The 26,127-nt window shown below is 59.4% G+C and carries 20 protein-coding genes; 8 read left to right on the plus strand and 12 right to left on the minus strand.

Annotation, left to right across the window (positions count from 1 at the left end):
- Positions 1-120 precede the first annotated feature (120 nt).
- The 3 genes from IG627_RS14475 to IG627_RS14485 form a co-directional block, all read right to left on the minus strand.
- Positions 121-702 carry a DUF1287 domain-containing protein gene (locus IG627_RS14475; protein ID WP_226865175.1) on the minus strand — a complete coding sequence of 194 codons (582 nt, stop codon included), beginning with the start codon at positions 700-702 and terminating at the stop codon, positions 121-123.
- Positions 703-1,084: 382 nt separating this feature from the next.
- Positions 1,085-1,444, minus strand: coding sequence for a metal-binding protein (locus IG627_RS14480; RefSeq protein ID WP_193193095.1), 360 nt, complete (start codon positions 1,442-1,444; stop codon positions 1,085-1,087).
- A gap of 154 nt (positions 1,445-1,598) precedes the next feature.
- Positions 1,599-1,847, minus strand: coding sequence for a hypothetical protein (locus IG627_RS14485; RefSeq protein ID WP_193193096.1), 249 nt, complete (start codon positions 1,845-1,847; stop codon positions 1,599-1,601).
- Positions 1,848-2,715: 868 nt separating this feature from the next.
- Here IG627_RS14485 and ltrA point away from each other — a divergent pair.
- Positions 2,716-3,858 carry a group II intron reverse transcriptase/maturase gene (gene ltrA / locus IG627_RS14490; RefSeq protein WP_319024577.1) on the plus strand — a complete coding sequence of 381 codons (1,143 nt, stop codon included), beginning with the start codon at positions 2,716-2,718 and terminating at the stop codon, positions 3,856-3,858.
- A gap of 68 nt (positions 3,859-3,926) precedes the next feature.
- On the opposite strand, the gene IG627_RS14495 is transcribed toward ltrA, so the two are convergent.
- The 4 genes from IG627_RS14495 to IG627_RS14510 all read right to left on the minus strand — a co-directional run bounded on the left by IG627_RS14495 (position 3,927) and on the right by IG627_RS14510 (position 7,464).
- Entirely contained in the window at positions 3,927-4,973 is a 1,047-nt protein-coding gene (locus IG627_RS14495) for a Kelch repeat-containing protein (protein ID WP_193193097.1), read from the minus strand.
- Positions 4,974-5,139: 166 nt separating this feature from the next.
- Positions 5,140-5,382: a hypothetical protein gene (locus IG627_RS14500; protein WP_193193098.1), complete on the minus strand. Its 243-nt coding sequence runs from the start codon at positions 5,380-5,382 to the stop codon at positions 5,140-5,142.
- Positions 5,383-5,511: 129 nt separating this feature from the next.
- Positions 5,512-5,892, minus strand: a complete 381-nt coding sequence (locus tag IG627_RS14505; RefSeq protein ID WP_193193099.1) for a DUF7674 family protein — start codon at positions 5,890-5,892, stop codon at positions 5,512-5,514.
- A 153-nt stretch (positions 5,893-6,045) separates the two neighbouring features.
- The gene (locus IG627_RS14510; protein ID WP_193193100.1) at positions 6,046-7,464 is read right to left on the minus strand and encodes a tetratricopeptide repeat protein; all 1,419 of its coding nucleotides are present in this window, start codon (positions 7,462-7,464) and stop codon (positions 6,046-6,048) included.
- Between the two features lie 204 nt (positions 7,465-7,668).
- Between IG627_RS14510 and pepB the strand changes: the two genes are divergently transcribed.
- Complete coding sequence (gene pepB / locus IG627_RS14515; RefSeq protein WP_193193101.1) at positions 7,669-8,973, plus strand: aminopeptidase PepB; 1,305 nt, start codon at positions 7,669-7,671, stop codon at positions 8,971-8,973.
- 221 nt (positions 8,974-9,194) lie between these two features.
- Positions 9,195-10,901: an enoyl-CoA hydratase-related protein gene (locus IG627_RS14520; protein ID WP_193193102.1), complete on the plus strand. Its 1,707-nt coding sequence runs from the start codon at positions 9,195-9,197 to the stop codon at positions 10,899-10,901.
- Here the strand turns inward: IG627_RS14520 and IG627_RS14525 are convergent.
- Positions 10,894-13,896, minus strand: a complete 3,003-nt coding sequence (locus tag IG627_RS14525) for a hypothetical protein (protein ID WP_226865178.1) — start codon at positions 13,894-13,896, stop codon at positions 10,894-10,896. The two genes, IG627_RS14520 and IG627_RS14525, sit on opposite strands and share 8 nt — an antisense overlap.
- Positions 13,897-14,178: 282 nt before the next feature.
- On the opposite strand from IG627_RS14525, the gene IG627_RS14530 reads away from it, so the two are divergent.
- The gene (locus IG627_RS14530) at positions 14,179-15,318 is read left to right on the plus strand and encodes a DUF3667 domain-containing protein (protein WP_193193104.1); all 1,140 of its coding nucleotides are present in this window, start codon (positions 14,179-14,181) and stop codon (positions 15,316-15,318) included.
- Positions 15,319-15,372: 54 nt separating this feature from the next.
- On the plus strand, positions 15,373-16,548 hold the full coding sequence (locus IG627_RS14535) for a DUF3667 domain-containing protein (protein WP_193193105.1): 1,176 nt from the start codon (positions 15,373-15,375) through the stop codon (positions 16,546-16,548).
- Positions 16,549-16,571: 23 nt separating this feature from the next.
- Here the strand turns inward: IG627_RS14535 and IG627_RS14540 are convergent, their stop codons facing one another.
- Positions 16,572-17,729, minus strand: a complete 1,158-nt coding sequence (locus IG627_RS14540) for a helix-turn-helix transcriptional regulator (RefSeq protein ID WP_193193106.1) — start codon at positions 17,727-17,729, stop codon at positions 16,572-16,574.
- A 305-nt stretch (positions 17,730-18,034) separates the two neighbouring features.
- On the opposite strand from IG627_RS14540, the gene IG627_RS14545 reads away from it, so the two are divergent.
- On the plus strand, positions 18,035-19,711 hold the full coding sequence (locus tag IG627_RS14545) for a hypothetical protein (protein WP_226865180.1): 1,677 nt from the start codon (positions 18,035-18,037) through the stop codon (positions 19,709-19,711).
- 242 nt (positions 19,712-19,953) lie between these two features.
- Here the strand turns inward: IG627_RS14545 and surE are convergent, their stop codons facing one another.
- Entirely contained in the window at positions 19,954-20,862 is a 909-nt protein-coding gene (gene surE, locus IG627_RS14550; protein WP_193193108.1) for a 5'/3'-nucleotidase SurE, read from the minus strand.
- Between the two features lie 277 nt (positions 20,863-21,139).
- Positions 21,140-21,778 (minus strand): TetR/AcrR family transcriptional regulator, encoded by a 639-nt coding sequence (locus IG627_RS14555; RefSeq protein WP_193193109.1) that lies wholly within the window; start codon positions 21,776-21,778, stop codon positions 21,140-21,142.
- A 205-nt stretch (positions 21,779-21,983) separates the two neighbouring features.
- On the opposite strand from IG627_RS14555, the gene IG627_RS14560 reads away from it, so the two are divergent.
- Positions 21,984-24,161: a TonB-dependent receptor gene (locus IG627_RS14560; protein ID WP_226865182.1), complete on the plus strand. Its 2,178-nt coding sequence runs from the start codon at positions 21,984-21,986 to the stop codon at positions 24,159-24,161.
- A 99-nt stretch (positions 24,162-24,260) separates the two neighbouring features.
- The gene (locus IG627_RS14565; protein WP_193193110.1) at positions 24,261-25,322 is read left to right on the plus strand and encodes a metallophosphoesterase family protein; all 1,062 of its coding nucleotides are present in this window, start codon (positions 24,261-24,263) and stop codon (positions 25,320-25,322) included.
- A gap of 97 nt (positions 25,323-25,419) precedes the next feature.
- On the opposite strand, the gene IG627_RS14570 is transcribed toward IG627_RS14565, so the two are convergent.
- Entirely contained in the window at positions 25,420-25,992 is a 573-nt protein-coding gene (locus tag IG627_RS14570; protein WP_193193112.1) for an NUDIX hydrolase, read from the minus strand.
- Positions 25,993-26,127: the final 135 nt, after the last annotated feature.

Genomic DNA, 26,127 nt, shown 5'->3' on the forward strand with positions numbered 1-26,127 from the left:
TACGCCTGAGTTCTCTTCTTACCCATGGTACACCTCCGTGTTAGGCCGAAACCTAACTATACAGGGTGTCTACTAAACGTGGGTAAGTCTTGAAATTAACGCCGAAAACAGGGGCACGCGTTAGCGTGTCCCGGCCAAAGGCCCTCGCTGGTTTGAATTGTTATATTTTTCTGGCACGTAACGATAATGCCCGGTTATTTCATAACTAAAAAGCATGTCATCAAGGCTTGGGCCGGCGCCTATATTGTGAACAATAAGCGGATTGCCGCTATGCTCGGATAACCGGTCAGATACTACCCCAATATGTGGCAGATTGCCTGGAAGCGTCCATGTTACAAGATCGCCAGGAGCATAATCTTTAGGATCATTTGTTATTGGTAGCGACTTACCATGCCTAGAGAAGAACGCCTGTAAGTTTGGCACGCGGCGATGATCGATGTTTTTGTCTGTAGATGATAGGCCCCAAATACGCTTCGATGGATACAGCCCAAAGTTTGAAGACATATCTTCATGGACAAGGACTTGAAGATCTGTACCTATTGCTCGATAAGATCGTATTACAACATCAGTGCATACACCTAAATGAGCTGGCACATCTCCATTTGGATAGGTAATTTTAAAGTATGAGCCGTTGTACGAAACATTCTGCTTAGTCCTTTCCAGTGCCGCATTTACAAAATCGTACTCGAAGTTCCCAGCCATACAGAGGAGAGCGAATAGTAGAAATGTAAGAACTATCGATCTAGCCATGATCTATTTCGAAAATATAACGAGGCTGTAGAAAAACTCCGGCCCCTTGTCTTTGGTCATATTTTGCCCAGGAAGTCACGTTCCTACGTGAATTCTAAGCCTGTTTTGGGTGCCGAAAAGTATTTCAGGACACTCTCCGCACAAAAAATTCGTTCATGCAAAAATCTATCGAGTTTTTCTACAGCCCGAACGCCCGCAGCAGGGGCGACCAATGCTATGCACATATTGTGCGAAACTGGGAGCGCAGCGACCCGCATAATATTTGCATAGCGTTGGGCGTCCCGCGGAGGCCCCGCCAGGGGCCGTAGCATACTGCCTGCGTTTGTTAAATGCTTCAGGCACGGGCTCCCATACTCCAGAGGTGATTGACGCAGTATGCGCTACCTTTTACCTGCTTAGAGTTACAGTCTGACCATTGGCATAGTGCGCAGGTTAAACCACCACGATTTTCTATGATTTTTTCTTTAATCAGAGCCGTACAATCGAACTTTTTCCAACTCTCTTTATCTGTAATTTTTACCGCATAAGATTGCTGATACTTGTCCCATTCATCTACTTTCCAAAGTTGACTGCAATCAGGGCACTGCATAAGAAACACCCAGTCGCCGACTTCAAGCTGGTCAAGTTTGGACTTGAACTCAGTATGCGAGTTACTGATATCGACTAGATTTGGCTGTAATTTACAGTGGCACATTATTTTTCTGTGGCATTTAACGCCGCGAGCAGGGGCGGCCTACTTTGTGCGCTTTGTTGCGCGATAAGGGGTGCGCAGCGCCCAGCGCAACAAAGTGCGCAAAGTAGGACGTCCCGCGGAGGGCCGAAGGCCCGGAGCATCCTGCCTGGCTTTGTTAAAGCTCATGGGCCCGATACACCACAATTTTCTCTACTGACTCACGTACCTCAACAACATAATGTTGCCAACAGCCTCTACAAACTGAAGAATTCTCAATAGACGAGCCGCGCTGCCCTTTTTCAGCCACCGCTACTACCGGATGCCCACAATCACCACAAGCGAAAGCCAGACTCTCTCCAAATGGGTCGGCTTTCAATTCGGCTCCGCCTCCGGAAATGACTAAATAATCAGTTATTTCTGCCATAAATATGAACCACAATGCTTGTGAGCTTTAACGCCCAGCGCAGGCGCAGCCAGCGCGAAGCTCCTTTTGTGTTGATGTTTGAGCGCCAGCGAGTAACACAAAAGGTGCGTAGCGTTGGCTGTCGCTCTGCCGCTGATTGTGTACGCCCAGCACGGGCATGAACTAATGAGGTGAAAGTCCTCTGTAGGAAGATCACCATCCTTAGCGATTTATATCGCCAATTAAATGTTAACTACTAGCGAATGGCAAGGGCCAACCCGCGAGGGGCGGTCTGGAGGAAGCCGGACGCAAAACTGCGAGCTGATGAACAAAAACATCATATGAGGCGTAGGCTGAAGGCGAGTCAGCACAAGATGACGAAGCCATGTGATCTAACGGCCAGCGTAAATGATGCAGCTGTGCAGGGAAAGTTCATGCTCTTATCTGGGGCGGTCCGACGTATCGGGGGCTGCTTAACCGGCGATCGGTCAATAACCAGTCAGACTCTGGTCTACAAGTGCCTGGGCTCTCTGGAGTGTATTGACCAGGGAGAGCGGGCCAGATGCAAACCGATAGCGCCTGTGGGGACAACCCTGCCGGTGATTAAGCAGAAGTCAGCAGACGGCATAGTAGTCAAATGCCCAGCGTAATGGCTGGGACACGGCGAAGGCCTGAACACCGAGAACAAAGGAGGAGCCTTGTCACACTTGAATCCACGAACGCCGGCCGGCGATGACGTGTCTCAGCGTGGCGACCTGAAGCCAGCCTTTAGCGATGATCTATTCGAACGTGTACTGCAGCGTGATAACCTCGCCGCGGCCTGGAAGCACGTGCGAGCCAATAAGAGAGCCGCGGGGATTGATGGCATGTCCATCGAGGCATTCCCGGCGTGGGCAAGACTGGCCAATGGAAGCGGGTATGCAGCGAACTGGCAACAGGCCGCTATCAGCCCTCTGCGGTCAGGCGCGTTGAAATTGAAAAACCCGGTGGTGGCAAGCGCCAGCTGGGTATCCCAACCGTCTCCGACCGCGTTATCCAGCAAGCCATAGCCCAAGTCCTGACACCACTCTTCGACCCCGGGTTCTCGGAAAGCAGTTTTGGCTTTCGCCCGGGGAGAAACGGGCACCAAGCCGTCTGGCAGGTGCAGGCCATCATCAAGCGTGGCCGCCGCATTGCGGTGGACGTTGACCTGTCGAAATTCTTCGACCGGGTCAACCACGACCTATTGATGTCACTGCTGGGCCGGAGGCTGCGCGACAAGCGTCTCCTCAAGCTCATTGCCCTCTATCTGCGGGCAGGGTTTGTCGACAACCAGCGCTTCCATGAAAGCCGGGAAGGTGTGCCACAGGGAGGACCACTATCTCCACTATTGGCCAATATCCTACTCGACTCACTGGACAAGGAGCTGGAGCGTCGCGGCCACCCGTTTGCCCGTTACGCAGACGACTTTACCATTCTGGTAAACAGTCGGAGAGCAGGCGAGCGCGTGCTGCGGAGTATTGGTCGATACTTGGAGGGAAAACTGAAGCTTGTCGTTAATAGCGAGAAAAGTCGGGTTGTCAAAACCAGCCAAAGCCAGTTCCTGGGGTTCACCTTCAAGGCGGGCCGCATACAATGGCACCCGGAGGCGGTGTTGAAGTTCAAACAACGTCTTCGGCAGGTGGCGGACCGGAACTTGGGGGGGTCGGTGGAGTACCAGCTCTTCAAAACCAGCCAGTTTATACGCGGCTGGATTAACTACTTCGGTATCGCTAACTGCTATCAGCTCTGTGTGGATCTGGATCACTGGATTCGGCGCAGAGTTCGAATGGCCTACTGGCGACAATGGCGCAAGCCGCGTACCAAAGTAAGAAGCCTGATGAGATTAGGTGTTCACGTTCAAGCAGCGGTTGCTTGTGGCATCACCAGTAAAGGCCCGTGGCGCAGTTCCAAAACTCCGGGGATTAGTCAGGCATTATCTAATGCCTACTTAAAGTCCCAGGGGCTGTATGCACTGAGAGACGGATGGATCAAGCTTCACTATTCCCGGTGAAACGCCCTGTGCGGACCCGCATGCAGGGTGTTGTGGGGGCTGGGGGTTAGAGACCCTCGGCTACCCGATTAAGCGCTCTGAAGCACCAGCAGTGACGACAGAGTTTCTTGAGGCCCAACTTTTGAACCACCTCCTATGATAAACATTGAATTCTCAATGACTACCGCTCCATGCCCATGCCGGGGTTCTGGCATATCCAGCTCTTTCTCCCAGGTATCTTTAACTAAATCGTATGACCAGACTTGTCGAAAAGCTTTTCCAGTTCTCCAATTTCCGTTAGCGCCGAAAGCTTCGCCACCAGACACAAAAATTTTACCATTCAATGCTACTGCGGCCAGGCCAGCCAATGCTATGGGGAATGGCCGAAAAGGCTCCCATCTATCATCATCAATGCTGTAGAACTCTGAAAATTTAAGATTCTTAGATGCTTTACCAGATATCCTACCGCCAACCACGAATATTTTGCCATCTAACACTGCGCTAGCAGCAGAGTTTCGGGAAACGGTAGCAGGCGCAGCTTTCTCCCAATATTTGTCATTAAAGAGAACAAAATGATTCTTGGTATCAACGTTTAGTTGCGAATTTATGCCTACTGTTTTTCCTCCAATGACATGAATATTTCCATTATTAGTGGCGTAAACTGATTCAGCCATTGGGGCGGGCAAGGGAGGTCCAATTTCCCATTCTTCCTTCTCAGATGAAAACCTAAACACATCACTTTTTGCTTGCCAAGCATTCCCTTTTACACCAGAGAATCCACCTATTCCGTACAGAAAATTTTCGCTGCTCGCCATTCCGAGGTGATGCCTTGGTTCGGGTAATGGATTACCATATCGCCAAGATTTAGCAACTGGATTGTAGATAGAAATACTATTGGAAGGCGATAAACCAAAGAAAATTGGGTCATCATCTAGAACAAAACCTCCCCCCACATAAATTTCGCCATCAAAAACAGCTGGATATATTTCCTGAGTAGGAGTATCTAGTGGCTGGCCATTCCTCCAAGAATAAGAATAAGAATCAGCAACAGCATACGCCGCTCTTCCAAAACAATCAGCTCCCAAAAAAGTTGTAGCACCAAAGAGCTTAAGAATATTCCTTCTAGACCTATTCATAAATTTCCTGGATTTTTTCCTCTAGCACGCCTAACGCCCGCAGCAGGGGCGGCCAATGCTGTGCACATTTTGTGCGAAAATGGGAGCGCAGCGACCCGCACAAAATGTGCATAGCGTTGGGCGTCCCGCGGAGGCCCGGAGGGCCGTAGCATACTGCTTGCGTTTGTTAAGCATTGCCGCCACCACCGAACAACGAGTATGCGAAGTAACCTACGACTGCGACGATGAGCCAAAAAAGAACACTTGCAAGAAAGATCCAACCATCCTTAGGGTCGCTTTTACCGCCACTAAACACTTTGCAGATGAAATAGCCTGGGACGTGGAATAGTAGCTCGAAGATAATTTGGAATACGACTTCTACAAGAAACCTTCCGATAGGGCGAAGAATACCGCCAATGATTTCTTCCATACTACTTGCCTAAATGCTTAACGCCCAGCGCAGGCGCAGCCAGCGCGGAGCACCTTTTGTGTTAATTTTTGAGCGCCAGCGAGTAACACAAAAGGTGCGTAGCGTTGGCTGTCGCCCTGCCGCTGATTGTTAGAGCGGTTCTTGCCCGTGGAACCCAACGTAGAGCTCTTTCAGGTTATCAGGCATAACTTCCCAATATGGCTGAGCGTCATCGCATTGCACTTGCCAAAATAGATTCTCGACGAACGCGACATCAATTGCGTTCATTACACCACTTTCACCGAGTTCGTACTCCTTACTTATGGTTTTAAAAAGTGCCTGATAGTTATCAGCTACTACTTTCTTTTTCATTTCACTGTTCAGAGTATTCGCCAGTGATTCAAACCAAGCATATGAAGAGAATTCCATTTGGACCAACCTGTTCCAATAGTCATCATATACCTTGTCTGTCTTAGCTGATATTTCAGGGTAGGTTTCTTTAATTTTTCTGCAAAAAGTGTCTAAGTCCATCTCACTTCTCGGTCTTGAGCTCTAACAGTTTTATTCATAGGCATGGTCACATCTGGGTATGTGTTCACATATGACCATGTATGCCTATATATACCCATAGATGGCCAGATATAGCCATACCAAATCTGATAATGGCACTATCGTGCCGTGTAATCAGCCAGCCACCTGCGCCCCACCCAGTATCTGTTCCAATGTGTCGATCTGCTCGCGCAAACTGCTCTGCGGAAACTTCTGCTTCACAAACGCCAGCAGCTTCCTCGCCATATCCTCCCGGTTGAAACCGTCGATATAGATTTGCGCCAGCAGCAGGTAGGCCGCGTCCAGGTTTCGGTATTCCCGGTCTTCCTTGTGCAGGTTGTTCAGCAACATGGCCGCTGGGCGGAATTTCTGTTGGCGGTAGAGGGCCTCTGCCAGGCCGTGGCGCAGGTGGGACTTGTCGATGGCGGGGAGGGGGTCTGTGGCCAGGTAGAGCTCCGCGGCCTTGTGGGCGCGGTTCATGCGCACGAACTTGTCCAGCAGGTGCGGGCCCAGTTCGCGCAGGGCCTTTTTGTCCTGGGTGGCCAGCAGCAGGCGGTAGTAGCGCTCGTTCAGGGCCGGGTCATCCGGGTAGCGGCGCAGGCATTCCACCAGGGTGCGGCGCGCGGCCTTGAAGTCGCCTTCGCGCATCAGTATCTGCGCTTCCGCCAGCGCCCGGGCGCGGCTGAATTCCGCCTCATCCAAGTATTCGCCGTCATCTTCCTGCTCGGCGATGATACCCAACTGCTGCTGCCGCGACAGGCAGATATAGCCCATCATCGCGCTGGTAACGATATAGAAGTAGCAGGTAGCGGCGGCGATCACCGGCACTATGGCCCAGGGGGGCAGCTTGTCCGCAACGAGTAGCAGCAGGTAGCCGGGCGCGGCGGAGACGGCGCTGGTAGTGATCCACAGCAGCAGGTAGGGCCAGCCGATAATCACGGTGAATTGCAGCAGCTTGAGCGGGTTGATGGCTGCGCGCAGGCTGCCCTCGAGGGCCAGCACTATCATCGCGGCGGGCGCGAGCAGGGACAGTGCAATCGAGTAGAGCTGCAGCGCGCCCTGGCCGAGGGCCATCAACTTGTAGCCGGCGAAGCCGGCGATCAGGGTCATGCCGATCACCTTCAGGAACAGCGGTGCGCTGTTGCCGTCCAGGGCGTCGCCGAAGTCCGGCGCTTCCAGCTGGCCACCGGCCAGTTTTTCGATCACCAGCAGGCTGTAGCGGGTGACGAGGGCTATGGCAGCCAGCAACACGGCCAGCGATATGATGCCCAGGCCGGAGATCATCAGGCTCACGGCCGTCGCCAGCGCCAACACGGTCAATGGCCCGGGCTGCAGCGCGTACTTGAAGTAGAAGAGCCCCATCTGCCAGAAGGGTTTGGCGCTGTTACTGGCGCCTATGTACTCGATCGGCTTGTGGCACAGGGGGCAGTCCGGACGCCCGCTGTGGTAGTTGGCGCTGGAGCCGGGGATGCAGCTGCTGCAGTAGTGGCGGCTGCAGGGCTGGCAGTGCCAGGCGGCCTCGGCGGAGGCGTGATAGTTGCAGGGTTCGGCCATGAGAACTTCCCTATGTTCTTTTTATTTCCAGGGCGCCAGTTTATCTGTCGTGGTTCCGGCGGCGCAAATATCTACTATGCCTCCGACAGAACCCCCTCCGCCGCAAGCGGGGGAGGGGGTTATAGAGTGAGCGGGAGAGGGGAGCTGATTAGACTGGTAGAATGCACGGCAAATCCACCCGACGAATTCAGTGAAGGATGCAGTATGACAAAGGCAATGCAGGTTCAGTTGGTCGAGACAGCCGCGGCGGAGACCTGGGGCGGGGACAAGGCGCTGTTGAGCTTTTCCGATAATGGCGCCACCGTGCACGCCACCGTGCACGCCACCAGGGCCACCGGTGGGCCCCTGGTGGCCGCCCAGCGCGCGGCACGCCGTCTGGACGGTATGGGTGTGGCCGCGGTGCAGTTGTCTGGCGATGGCTGGGACCTGGAGCGGCGTTGGGCTTTCTGGGCCGGCTATTTCAATCCGCGCAATGACAACCGGCTCGACTGGGGTACGGGGGATGCTGCCGAGCTAGAGGAGCTGAACGCCCGCGAGAAGGCGGCGCGCTGGGTGCGGGAGATCACCAATGGCACCCCGGAAGAGGTCTCCCCCCGGGTTCTGGCCGAGAGCGCCGCGGCGCTGTTGCACGACCTGGCGCCGGGGGCCGTCAGCCACAAAATCGTGGCCGGCGATGAGCTGCTGCAGGAGGGCTTTGTCGGTATTCACAATGTGGGCCGCGGCAGCGTGCGTGAACCGGTGATGCTGCAGCTGGACTTCAATCCCTCGGGTGACGCCGACGCCGAAGTGGATATCTGCCTGGTGGGCAAGGGTATCACCTTCGATTCCGGTGGCTACAGCATCAAGCCGTCCGGCGGTATGGCGACGATGAAATCGGATATGGGCGGTGCGGCCATGGTTACCGGTGGCCTGGCGCTGGCGATAGCGCGCGGCCTGAACAAGCGGGTCAAACTGTACCTCTGCTGTGCGGAAAACCTCATCTCCGGCCACGCCTACAAGCTGGGTGACATCATCAAATACAAGAATGGCGTCACCGCGGAGATCCTGAATACCGACGCCGAGGGCCGACTGGTACTGGCGGACGGCCTGATCGCCGCCTCGGAACAGGAGCCGAAGTGGATACTCGACGCCGCCACCCTGACCGGCGCGGCCAAGATGGCAGTGGGGCGCGATTTCAACTCGGTGCTCAGCTTCGAGGACGAGAGCGCGCAGAGGGTGCTGGACGCGGCCGCGGCTGAGAATGAAAAGGCCTGGCGCCTGCCGCTGGAGCCCTTCCACCTGGAGCAGATTCCGTCCGGCTTTGCCGAGATCGCCAATATCGGCATCGACGGCAGCCCCGGCGCCTCCACTGCGGCGGCTTTCCTGGCCCGCTTCGTGCGCGATCAGGGGCGCAACTGGGTGCATATGGACCTGTCCGGTTCCTACCAGCCGAGTGCCAATGATCTCTGGGCGGCCGGCGCCAAGGGCCACGGTCTGCGCACCATTGCGCGCTTCCTGCAGGAAAGCTGAGCGGCCGATTCAATCGCACTGCAAAATAGGGGACCGTGTCACGGAACGGGCACGGTTCCTGCTTATTATCCTGCAGTAGACAATCATCGAATAAGGCTGCTTAACAGGTCGCATTACAAGGAGCTTCAGACCGGCAGTGACAATTGCCGCCGCTTCGCGATTCGGGCGGGGCCCCCAAAACTGCCTACGAAAACCGCATAAAAGTAACAGGGAGTGTCACTATGCGCGTATTGCTGCTGTGCAGTGCTTTCAATGGGTTGAGCCAGCGGATACACCGCGAACTGGCGTTGCTCGACTGCGAGGTCTCGGTGCAGCTCGCGACCGGCGAGGCTGCCATGGAAAGGGCAGTCGCCGATTTTCTCCCGCGCCTGATTATCTGCCCCTACCTGGTGCACCGCATTCCCGCCAGCATCTGGCGGAAAACCCCCTGCCTTGTCGTACATCCCGGTATCGAGGGTGATCGCGGCCCCTCATCCCTGGACTGGGCTATCGACAGCAACTGCACCGAATGGGGAGTGACCCTGCTGCAGGCCAACGGCGAAATGGATGCGGGGGATATCTGGGGCAGCGTCAGCTTCCCGCTGCGCGCTGCCGGCAAGGCAGGCCACTATCGGCGCGAGGTCACCGCTGCCGCTGCCCTCCTCGTCAAGCGGGCTATCGCCTCGATGCAGGATCCCGCCTTCCGGCCGCGGCCACTGCTGCCGGAAAAGGCGCCGGGTCGCTTGCTGCCGCCCATGACCCAGGCGGACAGAGCGATCGACTGGCGCCGCGATGCCACCGACACGGTGATTGCCAAATTGCGCGCGGCCGACAGCGCGCCCGGTGTGTGCGAGGAAATAGCTGGCAAGACAGTCTTCCTCTACGGCGTGCGTCGCGAAACAGCGCTCAGTGGCGATGCGGGTGCCTTTATCGCCAGCAGCAACGGCGCCCTGTGCCGTGCCACCGCCGACGGTGCCGTGTGGCTACTGCAGGCCCGACGCAAAGGCGGCATCAAGCTGCCGGCCGCCCGGGTGTTGGTGCCGCTGCTGGACAAAGCGCTTCCCGAGCTCGAGCAGATTGCGGAGCCGGTGCGCGATATCCGCGTCGAGCGCAGAGGCGATGTCGCCTATCTCTATTTCGAGTTCCCGGGCGGCGCCATGGACAGCCTCCAGTGCCTGCGGCTGCTGCGACACTACCGAGAATTGCAGGCCAGTGATGCGAAAGTGCTGGTGCTGATGGGCGGGGAAGACTTCTGGAGCAACGGCTTGCACCTGCATGTGATCGAAGCGGCCGCAAACCCCGCGCAGGAATCCTGGGAAAATATCTGCGCAATCGACGATCTGGTAGAGGCGATTGTCAACACGCCGCGGCAGATCACCGTAGCCGCCCTTCGCGCCAACGCCGGTGCCGGCGGTGCCATGATGGCGCTGGCCTGTGACCATGTGGTAGTGCGCGAGGGAGTGGTGCTGAGCCCCCACTACCGGACTATGGGCCTCTACGGCTCCGAATACTGGACTTACCTGTTGCCGCGACGGGTCGGCCAGAAGGTGGCGGCCTCTTTGACGGAAAAGTGCCTGCCACTGCTTGCCGCCGAAGCGCTGCAGACAGGTTATGCCGATGAGGTATTCGACGAGGACTGGCATATTTTCGGGCGCGAACTCGAGCAGTTCTGTGAGGAAATCGCCCGCAGCCGCAGGTTCGAGCGGCATCTCAAGGCCAAGCGGGACCTGCGCGCAGCCGATGAAAAGCGCAAGCCGTTGCAGCAGTACCGGGACGAGGAGCTGGAAAAAATGCGGGCGACATTCTTCGATGCGGAATCGGAGTATCATCGCGCGCGCAGGCACTTTGTCTACAAAATCCCCGCAAAGGAAACCCCGGCGCACCTGCGCAGGCAGCGCAGGAAAGTGCGTTTCTGGCAGCGGCCGGTGTTCTCCCAGCCTTTCAGTTGACGTCGATATCGATGGCCATAAATTCCCCGGATGGCGTCAGCATTCGGATGTCGTAGCCACTCGGGGTGCAGTCTCCCCAGGCGGCGACATTTTCTTCCGACAGACTGTTACAGGGCCCGGAGAGCAGCTCCGAAGTGGCGAACATATCCCACAGGGGATTGTTCTGGTTGGCGTCGGCATTGTCGCTCGAAGGGTCATAGCTGATAAAGCGGCGCAGCAGGCGGATGCTGCGGCGGGCCTGGGTATCCTGGATGCCGAAGGGCAGCCACTGGTCGTCGGGTACGCCGCGTGGTGAATTGCCATTGTCCGCCCGGTCGCTGACGATATGCCAGATACCGATTCCGCTGTCACCCAGCCCCTGGTCGTAGAAGCCGGGCGTATTCGAACGGCGGTTTTCCAGTAGAAAATACTCGTCGTCCCGCGCCTCGTTGTTGTAGTGGGGCAGTACCAGCACCCGGTCGCCGAGTTTTACATCCTGCAGGAAATAGGTGGCCCCGGCGTGCACCGTCACCGGCGTCACCCAACCCAGCGCCAGCTTGTGAAAGGGGCCCGGGTGGGGCGAGGTGCCCTGGGCCCCGTCGCCGGATTCGGCCCGCGCCGACATCAGGCTGAACTGCCAGGGGCCGACCACTTCCCGCGCCTTGGCCGAGCTGGTGCCGCTTTGGTAAATGTCGTCGAGGCCGAAGATCTGGTGCGCCAGCTCGTGGGCCGCCACCACGAAGTCCGCGGGTTCCGCATCGGTGAACCACTCCGTCACGTCGGGAATCTCGACCCCGTCCACGATAAAGGGGCCGCCGCCACAGGCGGGATCGGTAAGCCGCGCGCGGGCGGTGCCGAAATCGCTGTTCTGGGCGATGACGATGATGATCGCCAGTTCGTTCCACTCGAGGAAGCCGTCCTCGTTGGTGTCGTGGGCGGAAAAGTCGAAGAAGGGATCCGCCTGCTGAATTGCATCCGCGCGCTTTTCTATCTGGCGGTTGATATAGCCGTCGATACAGAAGGGCTTGGGCACCGTATAGTCGTCGCCCAGGGTGCTCGGGAACCAGCCCAGCACGCCGGCGTTCTGCAGTTGGAAACGCCCGCCGGAGGCCTCGCGGAAGTAATCGTCGGCACTGTCCGTTGCGCCGAAAATCCGGTCGCTGACGTCACCCGCCGGCGCGGGTGTCACGTCGTCGCGCAGCGGATCCCAGAGAATGGCGAGCACCTTGCGGCTGCCGATCATTGGCTCCAGGCCGACCACATTGTCCTCGACCGGGTCCACCTGCCCGCCATTGACCTGCGTATAGCGTGCCGGCGACAGTGGCAGTGCCTCTGCCAGGTCGGGAATCAATCCCTTTTCGCTGAGCAGTGCCATGCTGCGGTCGCCCATACCGGCGGTGCCACCGTCGTCGGCACGCCAGTAGACGGCGATAGTATGATTGCCCGGGGCCAGGCGCTTGGCGTCGAACTGGAAGGCCTTGGCCTGGGCCGCCTCCTGCCCATCGGTGTAGCGAGTGGTCACCTCACTCTGCACCGTACCGTCCACCGCCAGTGCCAGGGTGGTGCTGGCACCGCCGTTGGCGAATACCTCGGCACTGACGATCGCCGCCACCTCGCCGTTGCCCCGGGGGCCGATATTGATGGTGGTGGAGAGGCCGGGCACCGGTTGGAAGCTGCCCGACGATGTCTCCAGGTTGGGGCCGCTGGGCGGCGATACAAAAATGTGGGAGGCATTGGCGGTGGTCGAGGGGTAAGCGGCCAGCACCATGGTCCTGTCCGCCATTGTCGCGGTGGCTCCCACCTCGGCGAACCACTGGAAGCGCACCCGGTGCCAGCCGCTCGCTATGTTTCGGGTGCCGAAGGTATAGGCGTGGGACTGGATACGGGCGCCGCGCCGGAATACCACATCCGACGGATCCAAAGGCACACCGTCCACCAGCGCCCGCACAACCATGGCCAGGTCGCCGGCGCCCTCGACGGAAGTCTCGCCACCGAGGCTGGCGGTCAGCATCCCGTTCGGCGGCACATAGATCCAGCGCGCCATACCGGGGATATCCTGCCAGGCGTTGCTCGAGGTGCTGGGTGGCGTCACCCCGCCGGCTTCCGTGTGCGCGACCAGAGTGCCGTTCTGGGAAATTGCGGGGCCGGTGCGCACCAGTAGCGACGCATTGCGCAGGAAGGCAGTGCCACCGCGGTCCACCAACCACTGCATCTCCACGGTGTGGATACCGGCATCCACGGTCGTGCTGAACAGCATCGAGCGCGGCGACTGCTCGGAGCCCACTGCAAAGACAACATTCTGCGGTGCTACCGGCACGCCATCGACCAGTGCGCGCACGAACATTCGCCGATTCGCACCGCTGCTGTCGTCATCCACATAGGCTTCGGCGGAAAAATGGAAGGCTACCTGGGTGCCATCGCGCTCGGCGACGAACGATGAGCTTACCTGGTTGCCGCCGGTCTGCTGGAAGCTGCCCCTGAAAAAGGCGGTGCGTTTGATATTGATAAAATTTGGCGATCGGGTGCTGAGCCAGGGCCCTTCCAGGCAGAACTCACTATTCGCTTCCCGGCTCGCATCGGTGCAGGAGGGTGTGCCGAGGTCCGGTTCCACGCGGATGCCGAACTCCTCTACCGCCCTGGGCGCAATGCCGAGGCCCAGGTTGAAGGGCGGAATCGAATCCAGGACTGTGGCGATCTGGGCGGTGAGGGCGTCTAACTGCCTGCGCAGTGCGGCGCGCTGGGGCTCGGGCAGGGATGGCAAGCGTTCCAGCGCCGCCTCCAGTATTTCCAGGCGCCGCCCGAGATCGCGGATCCGTCTTGCGTGCTGCTTGTCGGGTAGTTGTTGCGCCTGCGTCAGCTGGCTGCGCGCGCCCCGTAGCGAATCCCGTAGTTGGGAAAACGGTGTGCTCTCGCGCGCCTGTACAGATTCGGTCAGTGCAGTATCCCGGGCCGGCGGGAATTTTCTGTCTGCTGACACCTGGAAAGCACAGGTGATCAGTATCAAGCCTGTGGCCATAGCCTGGAGAAATGCGGGAATATGCACGGTATGGCCTCCTTGCCGACACCCCGTGGCGACCGAATACAGATTATTGTAGGTCAGTAATCCAGGCAGGTTTTGTACTGGCGGAAACGAAAGTCGGAAAATATATTGCGAATGTTTTCCCTCCAGTTTCTACTGACGTCGGCCCACATCTGGTAGTGCCGGGAGGCGGCTGCGAAAATTGTTCAAAAAGCGGATAATCGGTGCAGTTGCTTTCGTATGCACGACGAAACCCAATAATCTGAGTCGGCAATAGGTATGACGGTTTCCAATAGCGCCCATGAGCAGTGCGCCAACTGCGACACAAGACTCCTCGGCCCCCACTGCTACGCCTGTGGCCAGCCTGTGGAAGGCATGGCAAAGCACTTTCTGACCTTTATCGGCGATTTTTTCAACTCGGTATTCGGCCTGGATTCCCGCATCGCCCGTACGCTGGGCCCGCTGCTGCTGCGCCCCGGGTTTCTCAGTAACGAGTATCTCGCCGGCCGCCGCGTGCGCTATGTCAGTCCGGTGAGGCTGTTTGTATTCCTCTGCCTGATCGCTTTTTTCGCGGTGCAGATGAGCACCGACTGGAACAGCGCAGCGCCTCCCAGCGGCGCGGGAGTCGAAACCGGCGGGGACAACATACTGTCGCATGTGGAGGCCTCCATAGACGCGGCCGCCACAGTGGAGGAGGTGGAGCGGCTGCGCGAACGGGCGCTGGGCGAGGCGCGGAGAATCGCGCGGGAAAGTGGCGATGTCCCCGGCTTGTCCGGTGTGATGAGCGGTATGGAGCAGGTAGTCCTGCAGCGCGCACGGCTGCGCATCGAAGTGCTGCAGGGATCTCCTCCGGGCCCGTCCGCGGGGGATGCCGCGCCGGGTGGGAATGCGCCGTGGAAGCCGCAGCTGGGTCCGCTGCAAATGAAGGGCGGCGACGGCTGGAGCCTGCGCCCGGTGGATCAGCTGGCGGGTAATATCCAGCGCATCCGCCAGGACCCGAACGCGTTCAAGAATGCGCTTGTCGGCGCCATCCCCTTTACCCTGTTCATGCTGCTGCCGCTGTTCGCACTGATGCTGCGTATCCTCTACCTGTTTTCGCGCTGGCTGTACCTGGAGCACCTGCTGGTGGCGCTGCACAGCCACGCCTTCCTGTCCATGGCGCTGCTGCTGATGGTGCTGGTTTTCTGGCTGCAGCAGTGGCTGGGCGGCGGCTATCCAGCGGCGGCCTACCTGTGCAATTTGCTGCTGGGCGCACTGCTGGTATGGATGCCGCTATATCTGCTGCTGATGCAAAAGCGCGTTTACGGACAGGGCTGGCCGCTGACGATACTGAAATTCGGCATCCTCGGCGTGGGCTACTTTTCACTGCTGGTATTCGGCACCACCCTGACGGTGATGGCGCGCCTGATGTGGTTGTAATTATCTACCCGCGGAACCCACTGTTGGCCTTGCGGATATAAAAAGAGTCAAAGAATGAATATCGACCAAGCCAATGCCTCATTGGGAGAGGGTTCCCCCGTGGCGGCAGACAGCCACTGTGCCAACTGCGATACCCGTCTGCAGGGACCCCACTGCCACGCCTGCGGCCAGCCGGTAAAGGGTATGGTGCGGCACTTCTCCAGTATTCTCGGCGACCTGTTCGACACACTGCTGGCTCTGGATTCGCGCATCGGCCGCACCCTGGGGCCGCTGCTCACCCGCCCCGGTTTCCTCACCAGTGAGTATCTTACCGGGCGCCGGGTGCGCTATGTCAGCCCGGTACGCCTGTTTATCTTCCTGTGCCTGACAACCTTTTTTGTTGTCCGCCTGAGCACCGATATCAATATCAATCTCTACGACAGCGAAATTGCGCGCGCGGAGACGGTCGCGGATGTCGAGCGCCTGCGCGACCAGACACTGGCGAACCTGGCCGAGGCGAAGGAGGCGAGCGCGGAAGTCCCCGCCGCGCTGCACAGCATCGAGCTGGCGGCGCAGAAGGTGCGGCAGCAGGCCGAGGCGCGCATGGCCCAATTAAATGGTGAAGAACTGCGGGATGGCGCCCTCCCCGCCGAAGGGGCATCTGTGGAAACGTCTGCTGCAGACGAAATCTGCCTGCCCGATCTCGGCGGTGGCTGCTGGAACCCGGAGGCTGAACCGGTACAGGTGAACGCCTTTCCCCAGGCATGGAACGCATGGCTCACCGTCCAGGCCGTCAGCGCCAGCAAAAACACCAAAGTCCTCCGCGAGGATCCCAATCGTTTTATGCAGGCATGGATCAGCGCCATTCCGTCGACACTGTTCGCGCTGCTACCGCTCTTCGCGCTGCTGCTGTGGTGTCTGTATGTGTTTGAGCGGCGGCTGTATATGGAGCATCTGATCGTCGCGCTGCACAGCCACGCATTTTTGAGTCTGGCGCTATTGCTGGTGACGCTGCTGCTGGATATGCAGGCCTGGTTGAAGGACTATGCCGCGGTCGACTTTGTGTGCGACTGGGCAATAGCGCTGCTGTTGCTGTGGATGCCGCTCTACCTGCTGCTGATGCAGAAGCGCATCTACGGCCAGGGCTGGGGTATCACCCTGGTAAAATTCTTCACCCTGGGCACCAGCTACGCGCTGCTGCTTTCCGTCGGTGCCACCGTTACCCTGTTGGCGAGCCTGGCCTGGATGTGACATGCCGCCGCGTTGACGCTGCGTCAGGAGACTGACGCCAGGCTCTGCAATACCAGGCTCACCAGCATCGACTGCTGGGTGACACCGGTCTTGGCGAAGATGGCCCGCAGGTGCGCGCGGGCCGTGTTCTTGGTGACCCCCAGGCTGGATGCGGCCTCCTCCATGGTCTTGCCGGTGGACAGTACTATCGCCAGGGTTGCCTCGGACATGGTCAGCCCGTAGAGGTGCATCACCAGGCGCACGGAGACATCGGTGCTCTGCTCCGGGTCCTGGATCAGGATCATTGCCCGTGCCGTTCCCTCCGCCTCTATATGCTTCTCCACCGGCAGGGGTTTTATCACCAGTTCATAGTCCGCCTTGCCGGACAGCCGCGGAATTGCGATGGCGTTGATGGGTAGGCAAACATCCTCGTGCTTGGCGTTCAGCGCCTCGTCGATACACTGCTTGAGTTTCTCGTGCAGCTTGCCGTTTCTGATCTGCAGGCTGCGGTGCACCAGGTTGAGGCCGTCCCTGTCGTTGAGAATTTTCTGCGCGGCGGGGTTCAGCTCCAGTATTTCCCCGTATTTGTCCAGGTTGATAATGCCGATAGCGCGCTTGGAAATGGACTGCGCATAGACCTGGCGCTCCGAGTCCAGCTGGCGAAACCTGACACCCTGGGATACTGCCCGGCACAGGTGGGGCGCCAGCAGCTGCATAAACGCCTTTTCCTGCGCAGTGAAACTGGGCTGCTGCGGGCCGCGGGTCAGGCGCAGGCAGAAGCGCTTGCCGCGGTCATCGAGAAGGTCCATGCCGGCGATATGGGCGATGGAGAAGGGGTGCAGGAACAGCTTGTAGTAGTCGCTCTCCACCAGCTGGTCGCGGGGAATCACATCCTCCATCAGCACCACTTTACCCACCGGCAGATTGATCAGCGGGTCCATGGTGTAGTAGTTGTCGGTGTAGTGGGAGTTATCGGCGCCGTCCATCATGGTGGCCGGTACCGTCTCGTCACCTCCTGCGGCAAACAGCAGGCCGCTGTCGGCGGCGCAGGGCGGGCGCAGCATCAGGGTCGAATACTGCAGGTCCAGAATATCGATCAGCGCGGTCAGGAAACTGTGCCAGGGGTCCGACTCGTCCGCACCCATGTAGAGCTTATCTAACAGGCCGCTGAAGGTCGGAAGGTCATTGAGTTTCTTCCGCATGGTTGTGTAACTCTCTCGCATCGCCGTACATCATATTTTTATTGTGACCGCTCTTGTGGCGGGATTCGCTGCTTGCAGCGCGAAAGCTCAAATGTATCGCTAACTTTCACGGCTGGCTACTTTTTGTTCAGTGTAAAACCCTGAGCACAAATCCGGTCAAGGTTAGCAGCGGTATTTATCCCCTGATCTTATGCATTAGTCGCTCGTCTGTGGCTAGTCCATTTGTGGTAAGCGACACCTTTTCCCCCCTACTTATATTGGCTGCATAACGATAAACAGCGCCTTATAAGCGGGAGAGATCCATGATGATGCGCCGAATTGCCTGCCTCGCTACCGGGCTGCTGCTGAGTGCCTGCGGCCCCGGTTCCAGTCCCAGACCCATAGCCAGCGAGCCGCTGACCGCGCCGCCCTTTATCGGCGCAGCGGCGACAGCCATCCCCTTCGCCGGCAGCGCGCCGGAACATCCGTATATGGCCGCGGCCGGTGTCGGCGGCATGCACGGTGACGGTTTCAGCTCAGGCGTTCACCAGGTCGCCGGCCCGCTGGGCGTGAATCCGCAAGTGGTATCGCGTATCGGTTCCCGCTACCCGGGCGGAATGTGCGCGACGGTGACTTTCGATCGCGGTGGCCGACTGGTCGCGCTCTGTGCGTCACTGCTGGGTTTCGAGCTGCAGCTGCTGCAGCCGCGCTCGCTGGAGCTGCTGGCCAGTTACCAACTGCCCGGCAGACCCTCCACCTTCGAGGCACTGGTGAAACGCGACAGCAGCATCATCATGACCGATACCTCCGGCGGGGCCTACTTCTATCTGGACGCGCAGGATCGCGCGGTGCTGGTGGACAGTCGCCAGCGCCTGCAGCGCATAGGTCATCGCCAGCTCGAGTCCGGGCAGTGGGAGTTCTACCTGGCGGACAGCTGGGCGCTGGGCGGCGACCATGTGCCCGAGGACTGCATGAACTGGAACAACTGGTTTCCGCAGGGCGAGTGTGACCCGGTCACCGCGGTGATGCCGGACTACTCTGGCAATATCTGGTGGGTGACCCGCAAGGGGCGCGTCGGTACGCTGAATCCCGACAGCGGCCAGATAGCGATGACCAGGCTCGATGGCGAGGAAATCCAGAACGGTTTCTCCGTTGCCGACGACGGTGTCTATATCGTCTCCGATCACGCCCTCTATCGCATGCGTGCCATGGCGGACGGCGCGCCGGATATTGTCTGGCGCGAGGCCTACGACCGCGGCAGCGCGAAAAAGGTGGGTTCCATCAACCAGGGTTCCGGCACTACCCCCACGCTGATCGGCGACGACTATGTGACTATTACCGACAACGCCGACGAGCGCATCAACCTGCTGGTCTACCGGCGCACGGGGAACTCGAAAGGCGAGCGCCTGATCTGCAGGCTCCCGCTTTTCGACGCCGGTGCCTCCGCCACAGACAATTCCATGATCGGCCGCGGCCGTTCCATCTTTATCGAGAACAATCACGGCTACAGCAACGCGATGAAACAGTCCGACTGGAGCGCGATCAGTGGCGGCTTCAGCCGTATCGATATCCGCGCGGACGAGAGTGGCTGCAATCTGGTGTGGACCTCCCCGGAAAAATCTCCGTCGGTGGTGCCGAAAATGTCCGCCGGCAATGGCCTGATCTATTTCTACACCTTCGCAACCCAGGAAAACGGCGAAAACGCCTGGTACCTGGGGGCGCTGGACGCCGAAACCGGCAGAACCGCCTTCAAGATCCGCACCGGCGCCGGTCGCGACTACGACAACAACTGGGCCCCGATCAGCCTGGGGCCGGACGGCACCGCCTATGTGGGGACTCTTAAAGGGTTGCTGGCCATTTACGACCAGGACGTGAATCCGCAATTGAGCAGCGCCATGCAACTGTGCGGTGGCGCGGGAAGCGGCTATAAGACGGCCGCACTGGATCGCGCCTGCGCACATTTCTGGGCCGCGCGCATCAGCAATCTGGGTTTGGGGTTTTGATCGGAACTGGATAGCTTGCGGGAGAGGGGCTGTCAGTCATAGGGTGCGCCGCGCGCACCAGCTGATGTCAGCGAAGGCGGGTGACGCATTCGGTGTGCACGGCATCCCCTACTTAGGGGCATCTTTAAATTTCGTCATTCCCGCAAAGGCGGGAACCCAGAAACCCCGTGGCAACTGGACCCCCGCCTTCGCGGGGGTGACGAGAAACGAATTTTTAGAGTTGCCCTTAGTTTTTGCGCTACTTACGGTTGCAGCTTTTCCAGCAACAACTGCTCAGGCTGCACCGCCGTCACATTGCCGTCGATCGCGCTGATGGTGATATAGCCGCGGTTATACAGATCGATATCGCTGCCCGCGTCGATATCGCGCTCGCCGAGAAACGGCGTTATCTGCAGGGCACCGCCGCCGTTTTTCACCACTTCCCGTTGTGTATCCAGCAGCCTGAAGGGTACGCCGTTGGCCAGGGACAGCGGCGCAAACTCTATGCCTTTGATCTTTTCATAGGGTACCGGCACATTCACGTTTAGCGCGGTGCGCGGCGGCAGCAGCTGCCCGCCACTGGCCTTCTGCAACTCCTCAATCAGGCTCACGGTAAATTGTGCAGCGGGCGCGAAGGCCGCCTGGGTGCTGGGGAATCTGCTTTTGCTCTCCCTGAAGTCGACACCGACGCTGACCGCAATCGCCGGAATACCGCTGAAAATGCCCTGCAGTGTGGCGCCGATGGTGCCGGACTGATGCGCAGCCGGCTGGCCCAGGTTCTGGCCGAAGTTGGAACCGGACACTATCAGCTGCGGCGGCGCCTCCGCCATGATCGCACCCAGGGCCGCGCGCACTGAGTCGGTGGGGGTGCTGTCCACGGCCCAGACGCCGGGCGCCTTCTCTTCTACCGAGACACCCTCACCCACATGGGTATTGAAACCGCCGCCCTTACCGCTCTGGCCGGTCAGCGGCGCCACCAGGGTCACGTCGTGGCCAGCATCTATCAGCGCGGTGCGCATCGCCTGGATACCGGGCGCATCCCAGCCGTCGTCATTGGTCAGCAAAATGCGCAGCGGCTGCTGCGCTTCACCGGATTCGGCGCAGGCGCTCAGGGGGAGCAGGGACAGGGAAAACAGCAGCACGCCGCTGCGCTTGATAAGTTTCTTGATCATAGGGTCAGCCACTTGTTGGAATTATGTTGCTCGAAATGGGCGATGCGGATTTTTCGCCGAGCATAAGACTGGCAGTGGGTCGCTTTCGCGGCGACCCGCAAATGGACTATTTACCTTGCAATCAAATAGGTCGTCCCTGACCTAATTGATTGTCGCCGTTGAAATACTGGCGGATGGCCGCCCCGCGCAACTGCGCGGAGTTGCTTGTATTTCAACGGCTCGCGCCGCCCTGCGGCCGGCGGCGGCACATCCCTGTGCCGCGTTTTGCCGGGCAGCTTCAGTTTTCTGGCAACAACAGAGCGCGCGCGTTGCGGTGCAGCAGCTTGCGGAATGCCTGCAGGTTTTCCGGGGCGGCCGGGTCGTAGAGGCGCTCCTCACCGAGCAGCTGGCCGGTGGCCGAGTAGTAGACGATACCGGCACCGAGCAGGTGCAGCAGGTGGATCGGGTCTGCCTCGGCCAGCTCGCCGCTCTGCTGGCCGGCGCCCAGTTCCCGCTCCCACAGGCGCACCGCCGCCGCGGAAATACGCACGGAGGAAGAGGCCTGGGCGTGGGACTTGGCGCTGTCGCGCAGAATCAGCCGGGATGCCGAGGGGCGATGCACCAGGAAATCCAGCCAGCTGTCCAATACCGTCAGCACCCTGTCCACCGCTGACTCTACCCCTTGCAGATTGCGCTCGATGCTATCGGTCATGGCAGCGAACACCCGCGACTCCACCGCGTTGTACAACTCCTGCTTGTTGGCGAAGTAGTAGACGATGGACGCACGGCGTATGCCCACTACCTGGGCCACATCCTCCAGGCGCGCGGCGGAAAAGTCCTTGTCGGCGAAGATTGCCTCGGCGGCGTCGAGGATTTTCTCGCGCGTCTGCTCGCCGCGGCTGGACAACAAATTGTGTACTGAAGCTGTGTCTGTCATGGGATTCCCAGGTTGGCGGGGCCCCATGATAGGGGCCCCGGGCCGCCATGAGAAGGTGGAAAAGTCTTGCACACCTCCCTGCGCGCAGGTAGATTTAGCTCGAATTCTACCTGCGCGCAGGTAGAATTTGGAAATAATCAATAACGATAAGACCCCCGCTCGGCCCAGAGGTGGCGGGCTGCCGGCGAGGTCAAGGAGAGACACAATGATGCGAGATGCAACCCGGAAACCCCTGTACAAATTCCACAAGACGGCCCTGGCCCTGGTGGTGGCCATGCCTGCCGCGGCGGCGCAGGCCGAGGAGGAAAGGCTGGTACTGGAGGAGGTGACAGTCACCGCGCAGAAGCGGGAGGAGTCGCTGCAGGACACGCCCATTTCCCTGGCCGCTTTCGACAGTCGCGAGCTGGAAGTCAAGGGCGTGCACGACCTGACAGATCTGCGCGGCAATGTACCCAACCTGCAGATGACCCCGCACCCGAACAACGCCGCCACCACGCGTATCTACATGCGCGGCGTGGGTATGAACGATGAGCAGATTACCCAGGATGCCAGCACCGCCGTCTATATCGACGGCGTCTATGTGGCGCGCAGCCAGGGGCTGGCAATGGAAGTGGCGGACGTGGAGCGCATAGAAGTGTTGCGCGGTCCCCAGGGCACCCTGTACGGCCGCAATGCCACCGGTGGTGCGATCAATTTCGTCACAGTGGCGCCGCAGCTGGACGAGTGGAGTTTCAAGCAGCAGCTGAGCAGCGGCAGCCGCGGCCTCTTCCGTTCCCGCTCGACGATCAACGCCCCCATCGGCGACACTGCCGCCGCGCGCTTCTCCTACCTGACCTCGCAGCAGGAGGGCTTTGTCGACAACCCCGGCAGCGGCGAGGACCGCTACGGTGAGCGCGATCGCGACGCCTGGCGTGCGGACCTGCGCTGGCAGCCGACCCACGAACTGGAATTGCGCTACAGCTACGACCAGTCGGACATCGGCGACACGCCATCTTTTGTCGCCGCAGTACCCTTGTATCCGGAAGTGGCCGAGCGCCCAGAGCGCGGTAGCGATGCGGTTGAGGAGCTGCAGGCCAATGACGTGACTTCCTCCGGCCACAGCCTGATCACCACCTGGGATATCTCCCCCGACATCACGCTTAAATCCATTACCGCCTACCGCGAACTGGAAAATTTCCAGAATATGGATTTTCACAGTGGCGTCTTCAGCCCCGCGCCTATCTACAAGAATGCCTCGCAGCGCAACCAGGAGCAGTTCAGCCAGGAGATACAGCTGCTCGGCGACGCACTGGACAACCGCCTCGAGTATATTCTCGGCCTCTATTACTTCGAGGAGGAGGCCGATACATCCAGCCGCACACTGATTCCCTCCAGTGACGTGGCCAGCTACCGCGTGGGTGAAATCGAGAACACCGCCACCGCTGTGTTCGGCCAGGGTACCTGGACGCCGGGGATTCTCGAGGACCGCCTGCACCTGACTCTCGGCCTGCGCAGCTCGCGGGATGAGCGCCAAGCGCGCCGCGCCACCGCCACCGAATTACTGGACAGGGGCATGATCATCCCCGGTGTCGACGACGATGGGTCAAACGACTTCGACCGGATCAGCCCGTCGCTGGTGGCTGCCTTCGATCTCAGTGAGCGTGTCAACCTTTACGCCAAGGTGGTGGACGGCTACAAAACCGGCGGATACAACGTGCGCGCCAGCTCGGCGGAGATGTTCGCCAGGGGCTTCGACGAGGAGACACTGGTTTCCTACGAACTGGGCATCAAATCACAGCTGTGGGACGACCGACTGCGCCTGAACGCGGCTGTTTTCCAGTCGGACTACGAGGATATCCAGATCAATGTGCAATCGGACCCGGATGACCCGCGCATCACAGATGTACTCAACGCCGGCGTCGCCACGGTGCAGGGACTGGAACTGGACCTGACCGCGCTGATCACAGACGGCCTGACCGCCAACCTGCGCTACGGCTACCTGGACGCGGACTATGAGGAAATCATTGACGCCTCCGGTGCCGACATCGCCGATAACTTCCGCTTTGTCGAGAGCCCCACACACAGTGTCGTCGCCGACCTGGATTACCGCGTTCCGGTGTCCTTCGGCACCCTGGCAGCCAACCTGGGCTACTCCTGGCAGGATGACAAATTCACCAGCTCCGGCATCGATGACGGCCGCTACATTGTCGGCGACTATGCGCTGCTGAATGCGCGCCTGTCACTGTCGGATATCGATTTCGCCGGCGGTTCCCTGCGCGCGGCCCTGTGGGGCAAGAACCTGCAGGACGAGGAGTACTACGTGGCCCACTTCAGCCTCGGCGTGCCCTCGGCGGTCTTTGGCGAACCGCGCAGCTATGGCCTGGATGTGATCTACGAGTACTAATCAGAAAGGTCACCCCGTAGGGTGCGCCCTGCGCACCATCGATCGCGGCGGTGCGCACGGCGCACCCTACGGCACTGATTGATAAATCGGGAAAAATACATGTTCAAACCTACCCTCTTGGCCGCCGTCACGGCGGCCTTTTTTTTAACTGCCTGTGACAGGCGCGAGAAGACTGCGTCCGTCCCGGCAATACAAATCCATCACGATACGGCGGAGCTGGCCACGCTGATTCCGGAAGGCGCCGCGCGCACGGACAAGCCGTTTGCCAACAGCAGCGGCGACTTCCAGTTCGCCGTGGTCGGCGACCGCACCGGCGGCCTGCGCCCGGGCGTCTTTGCCCGCGCCATGGACCAGCTCAACTGGCTGCAGCCGGAATTCGTGCTAAGCGTCGGCGACCATATCGAGGGCTATAAAAAAGACGAAGCGGAAATCGCGCGGCAGTGGGATGAAGTGGCTGACCTGATCGACAATCTCCAAATGCCCTATTTTCACGTAGTCGGCAATCACGACATCAGCAACGAAATCATGCGCGACTACTGGCGGCAGCGCCTCGGTCGAGATTACTACCACTTCGTCTACAGGAATGTGCTTTTCCTGGCCCTGAACACCGAGGACCCGCCTACGGCGAGCAATAAAAAGGCCGCGTTGAAGAAGCTCGATGTATCCATGGAGCAGTACAAGCGCACCGTGCAACTGCTGCAGGGAAACCTGGACGAGGCCCGCGAGTTTTTTGCCGCGGAACCCAAGCTGGGGCAGATAGCGGAAGTGCTGCGTGGCCAGGACAGGGTCACCATCAGCGACGCGCAACTGGCCTATGTGCAAAAGGCACTGGAAGAAAATCCGCGCGTGCGCTGGACCTTTGTGCTGATGCACAAGCCCGCCTGGAAATACGAATCGCCGGAGTTTGAGCAACTGGAAACCATGCTGGAAAGTCGTCCCTATACGGTGCTGGCCGGCCACTACCACTACTACGAGTTCCAACAGCGCAACGGCCGCGACTATATCCAGCTGGGTACCACCGGCGGCTCCCAGAAGATGCAGCCCCAGGGGCCGGGCACCATGGATCACCTGATGTGGATCAGTATGACCGACGGGGGACCGCAGATCGCCAATATCGAGATGGCTGGCCTGCACGATCGCCGCGGACCGCAGTCGCATTGAAGCGTCAGTTCCGCAGGGGTGAATCTCGTATTCGCCCCTGGTGCTCGTCCGCACGGTACTGAGTGAATACAAAGGTCTCCCCTAACGAGGGATCACCCTAGTCTTCCCGCCCCACGACACGGATAGTATTTTTTCCGTTTTCCAGCGTGCCCATATAGATTCCGAAACGGTTTCGCTGCAGATCCCGGTAGAAAAGCTGGACATTGTCCGCCACCTCCGGAAAGGCAAAATCCTCGATCGGAAACTCGTCGGCGGCGAAGAGCCGCACTTCGCTGGCCTCTTCGGTAGTTGAAAACTCAGGCGAGAGTAGCGGCGCGCGGAAGACCATATAGATCTGGTTCATCCTGACCAGGTTGCCGACCATATGCAGCTGCATCTGCTGCGGGTCGACCCGCGCGCATGTCTCCTCGAACAGCTCACGGGCCGCGGCCTGTTCCAGGGATTCCCCCTCCTCGACAAAGCCCGACGGTGCCGTCCATTTGCCGACGCAGGGTTCTATACCGCGGCGCATCCACAGCACTTTGTTGCCCCAGGTCGCATAGCAGGACACCAGCACCTTCGGGTTCTGGTAGTGGACCCGGGAACAGCCGTTGCACTGGAAACGGGGATGGCTGTCGCCGGCGAGCAGGACTTTTTTTACCGGCTGGCCGCAGTGGCTGCAGAAATTCATGGGCCCCTCCCGGCACAAGCGAATAGTGAATGAGCTCTGCCGGTGCTGAAGATTGGCACTGAGCCAGGCCCCGCGGGGGGGGGGGGGGCCGCCCAAAATTTTCTACGGGGGGTTTTTTCCGGGGGGCCCCCCGCC

This window comes from Microbulbifer taiwanensis (assembly GCF_014904815.1).
Lineage (GTDB): Bacteria > Pseudomonadota > Gammaproteobacteria > Pseudomonadales > Cellvibrionaceae > Microbulbifer > Microbulbifer taiwanensis.

Coding starts and splice junctions, on each gene's coding strand:
- IG627_RS14495 (WP_193193097.1), bottom strand. CDS start 4,973: ATGAATAGGTCTAGAAGGAATATTCTTAAGCTCTTTGGTGCTACAACT.
- IG627_RS14510 (WP_193193100.1), bottom strand. CDS start 7,464: ATGGCCGAACCCTGCAACTATCACGCCTCCGCCGAGGCCGCCTGGCAC.
- pepB (WP_193193101.1), top strand. CDS start 7,669: ATGACAAAGGCAATGCAGGTTCAGTTGGTCGAGACAGCCGCGGCGGAG.
- IG627_RS14525 (WP_226865178.1), bottom strand. CDS start 13,896: ATGGCCACAGGCTTGATACTGATCACCTGTGCTTTCCAGGTGTCAGCA.
- IG627_RS14540 (WP_193193106.1), bottom strand. CDS start 17,729: ATGCGGAAGAAACTCAATGACCTTCCGACCTTCAGCGGCCTGTTAGAT.
- surE (WP_193193108.1), bottom strand. CDS start 20,862: ATGATCAAGAAACTTATCAAGCGCAGCGGCGTGCTGCTGTTTTCCCTG.
- IG627_RS14570 (WP_193193112.1), bottom strand. CDS start 25,992: ATGAATTTCTGCAGCCACTGCGGCCAGCCGGTAAAAAAAGTCCTGCTC.
- IG627_RS14505 (WP_193193099.1), bottom strand. CDS start 5,892: ATGGACTTAGACACTTTTTGCAGAAAAATTAAAGAAACCTACCCTGAA.
- IG627_RS14530 (WP_193193104.1), top strand. CDS start 14,179: ATGACGGTTTCCAATAGCGCCCATGAGCAGTGCGCCAACTGCGACACA.
- IG627_RS14535 (WP_193193105.1), top strand. CDS start 15,373: ATGAATATCGACCAAGCCAATGCCTCATTGGGAGAGGGTTCCCCCGTG.
- IG627_RS14555 (WP_193193109.1), bottom strand. CDS start 21,778: ATGACAGACACAGCTTCAGTACACAATTTGTTGTCCAGCCGCGGCGAG.
- IG627_RS14545 (WP_226865180.1), top strand. CDS start 18,035: ATGATGCGCCGAATTGCCTGCCTCGCTACCGGGCTGCTGCTGAGTGCC.
- IG627_RS14520 (WP_193193102.1), top strand. CDS start 9,195: ATGCGCGTATTGCTGCTGTGCAGTGCTTTCAATGGGTTGAGCCAGCGG.
- IG627_RS14485 (WP_193193096.1), bottom strand. CDS start 1,847: ATGGCAGAAATAACTGATTATTTAGTCATTTCCGGAGGCGGAGCCGAA.
- IG627_RS14475 (WP_226865175.1), bottom strand. CDS start 702: ATGGCTGGGAACTTCGAGTACGATTTTGTAAATGCGGCACTGGAAAGG.
- IG627_RS14480 (WP_193193095.1), bottom strand. CDS start 1,444: ATGTGCCACTGTAAATTACAGCCAAATCTAGTCGATATCAGTAACTCG.
- IG627_RS14500 (WP_193193098.1), bottom strand. CDS start 5,382: ATGGAAGAAATCATTGGCGGTATTCTTCGCCCTATCGGAAGGTTTCTT.
- IG627_RS14565 (WP_193193110.1), top strand. CDS start 24,261: ATGTTCAAACCTACCCTCTTGGCCGCCGTCACGGCGGCCTTTTTTTTA.
- IG627_RS14560 (WP_226865182.1), top strand. CDS start 21,984: ATGATGCGAGATGCAACCCGGAAACCCCTGTACAAATTCCACAAGACG.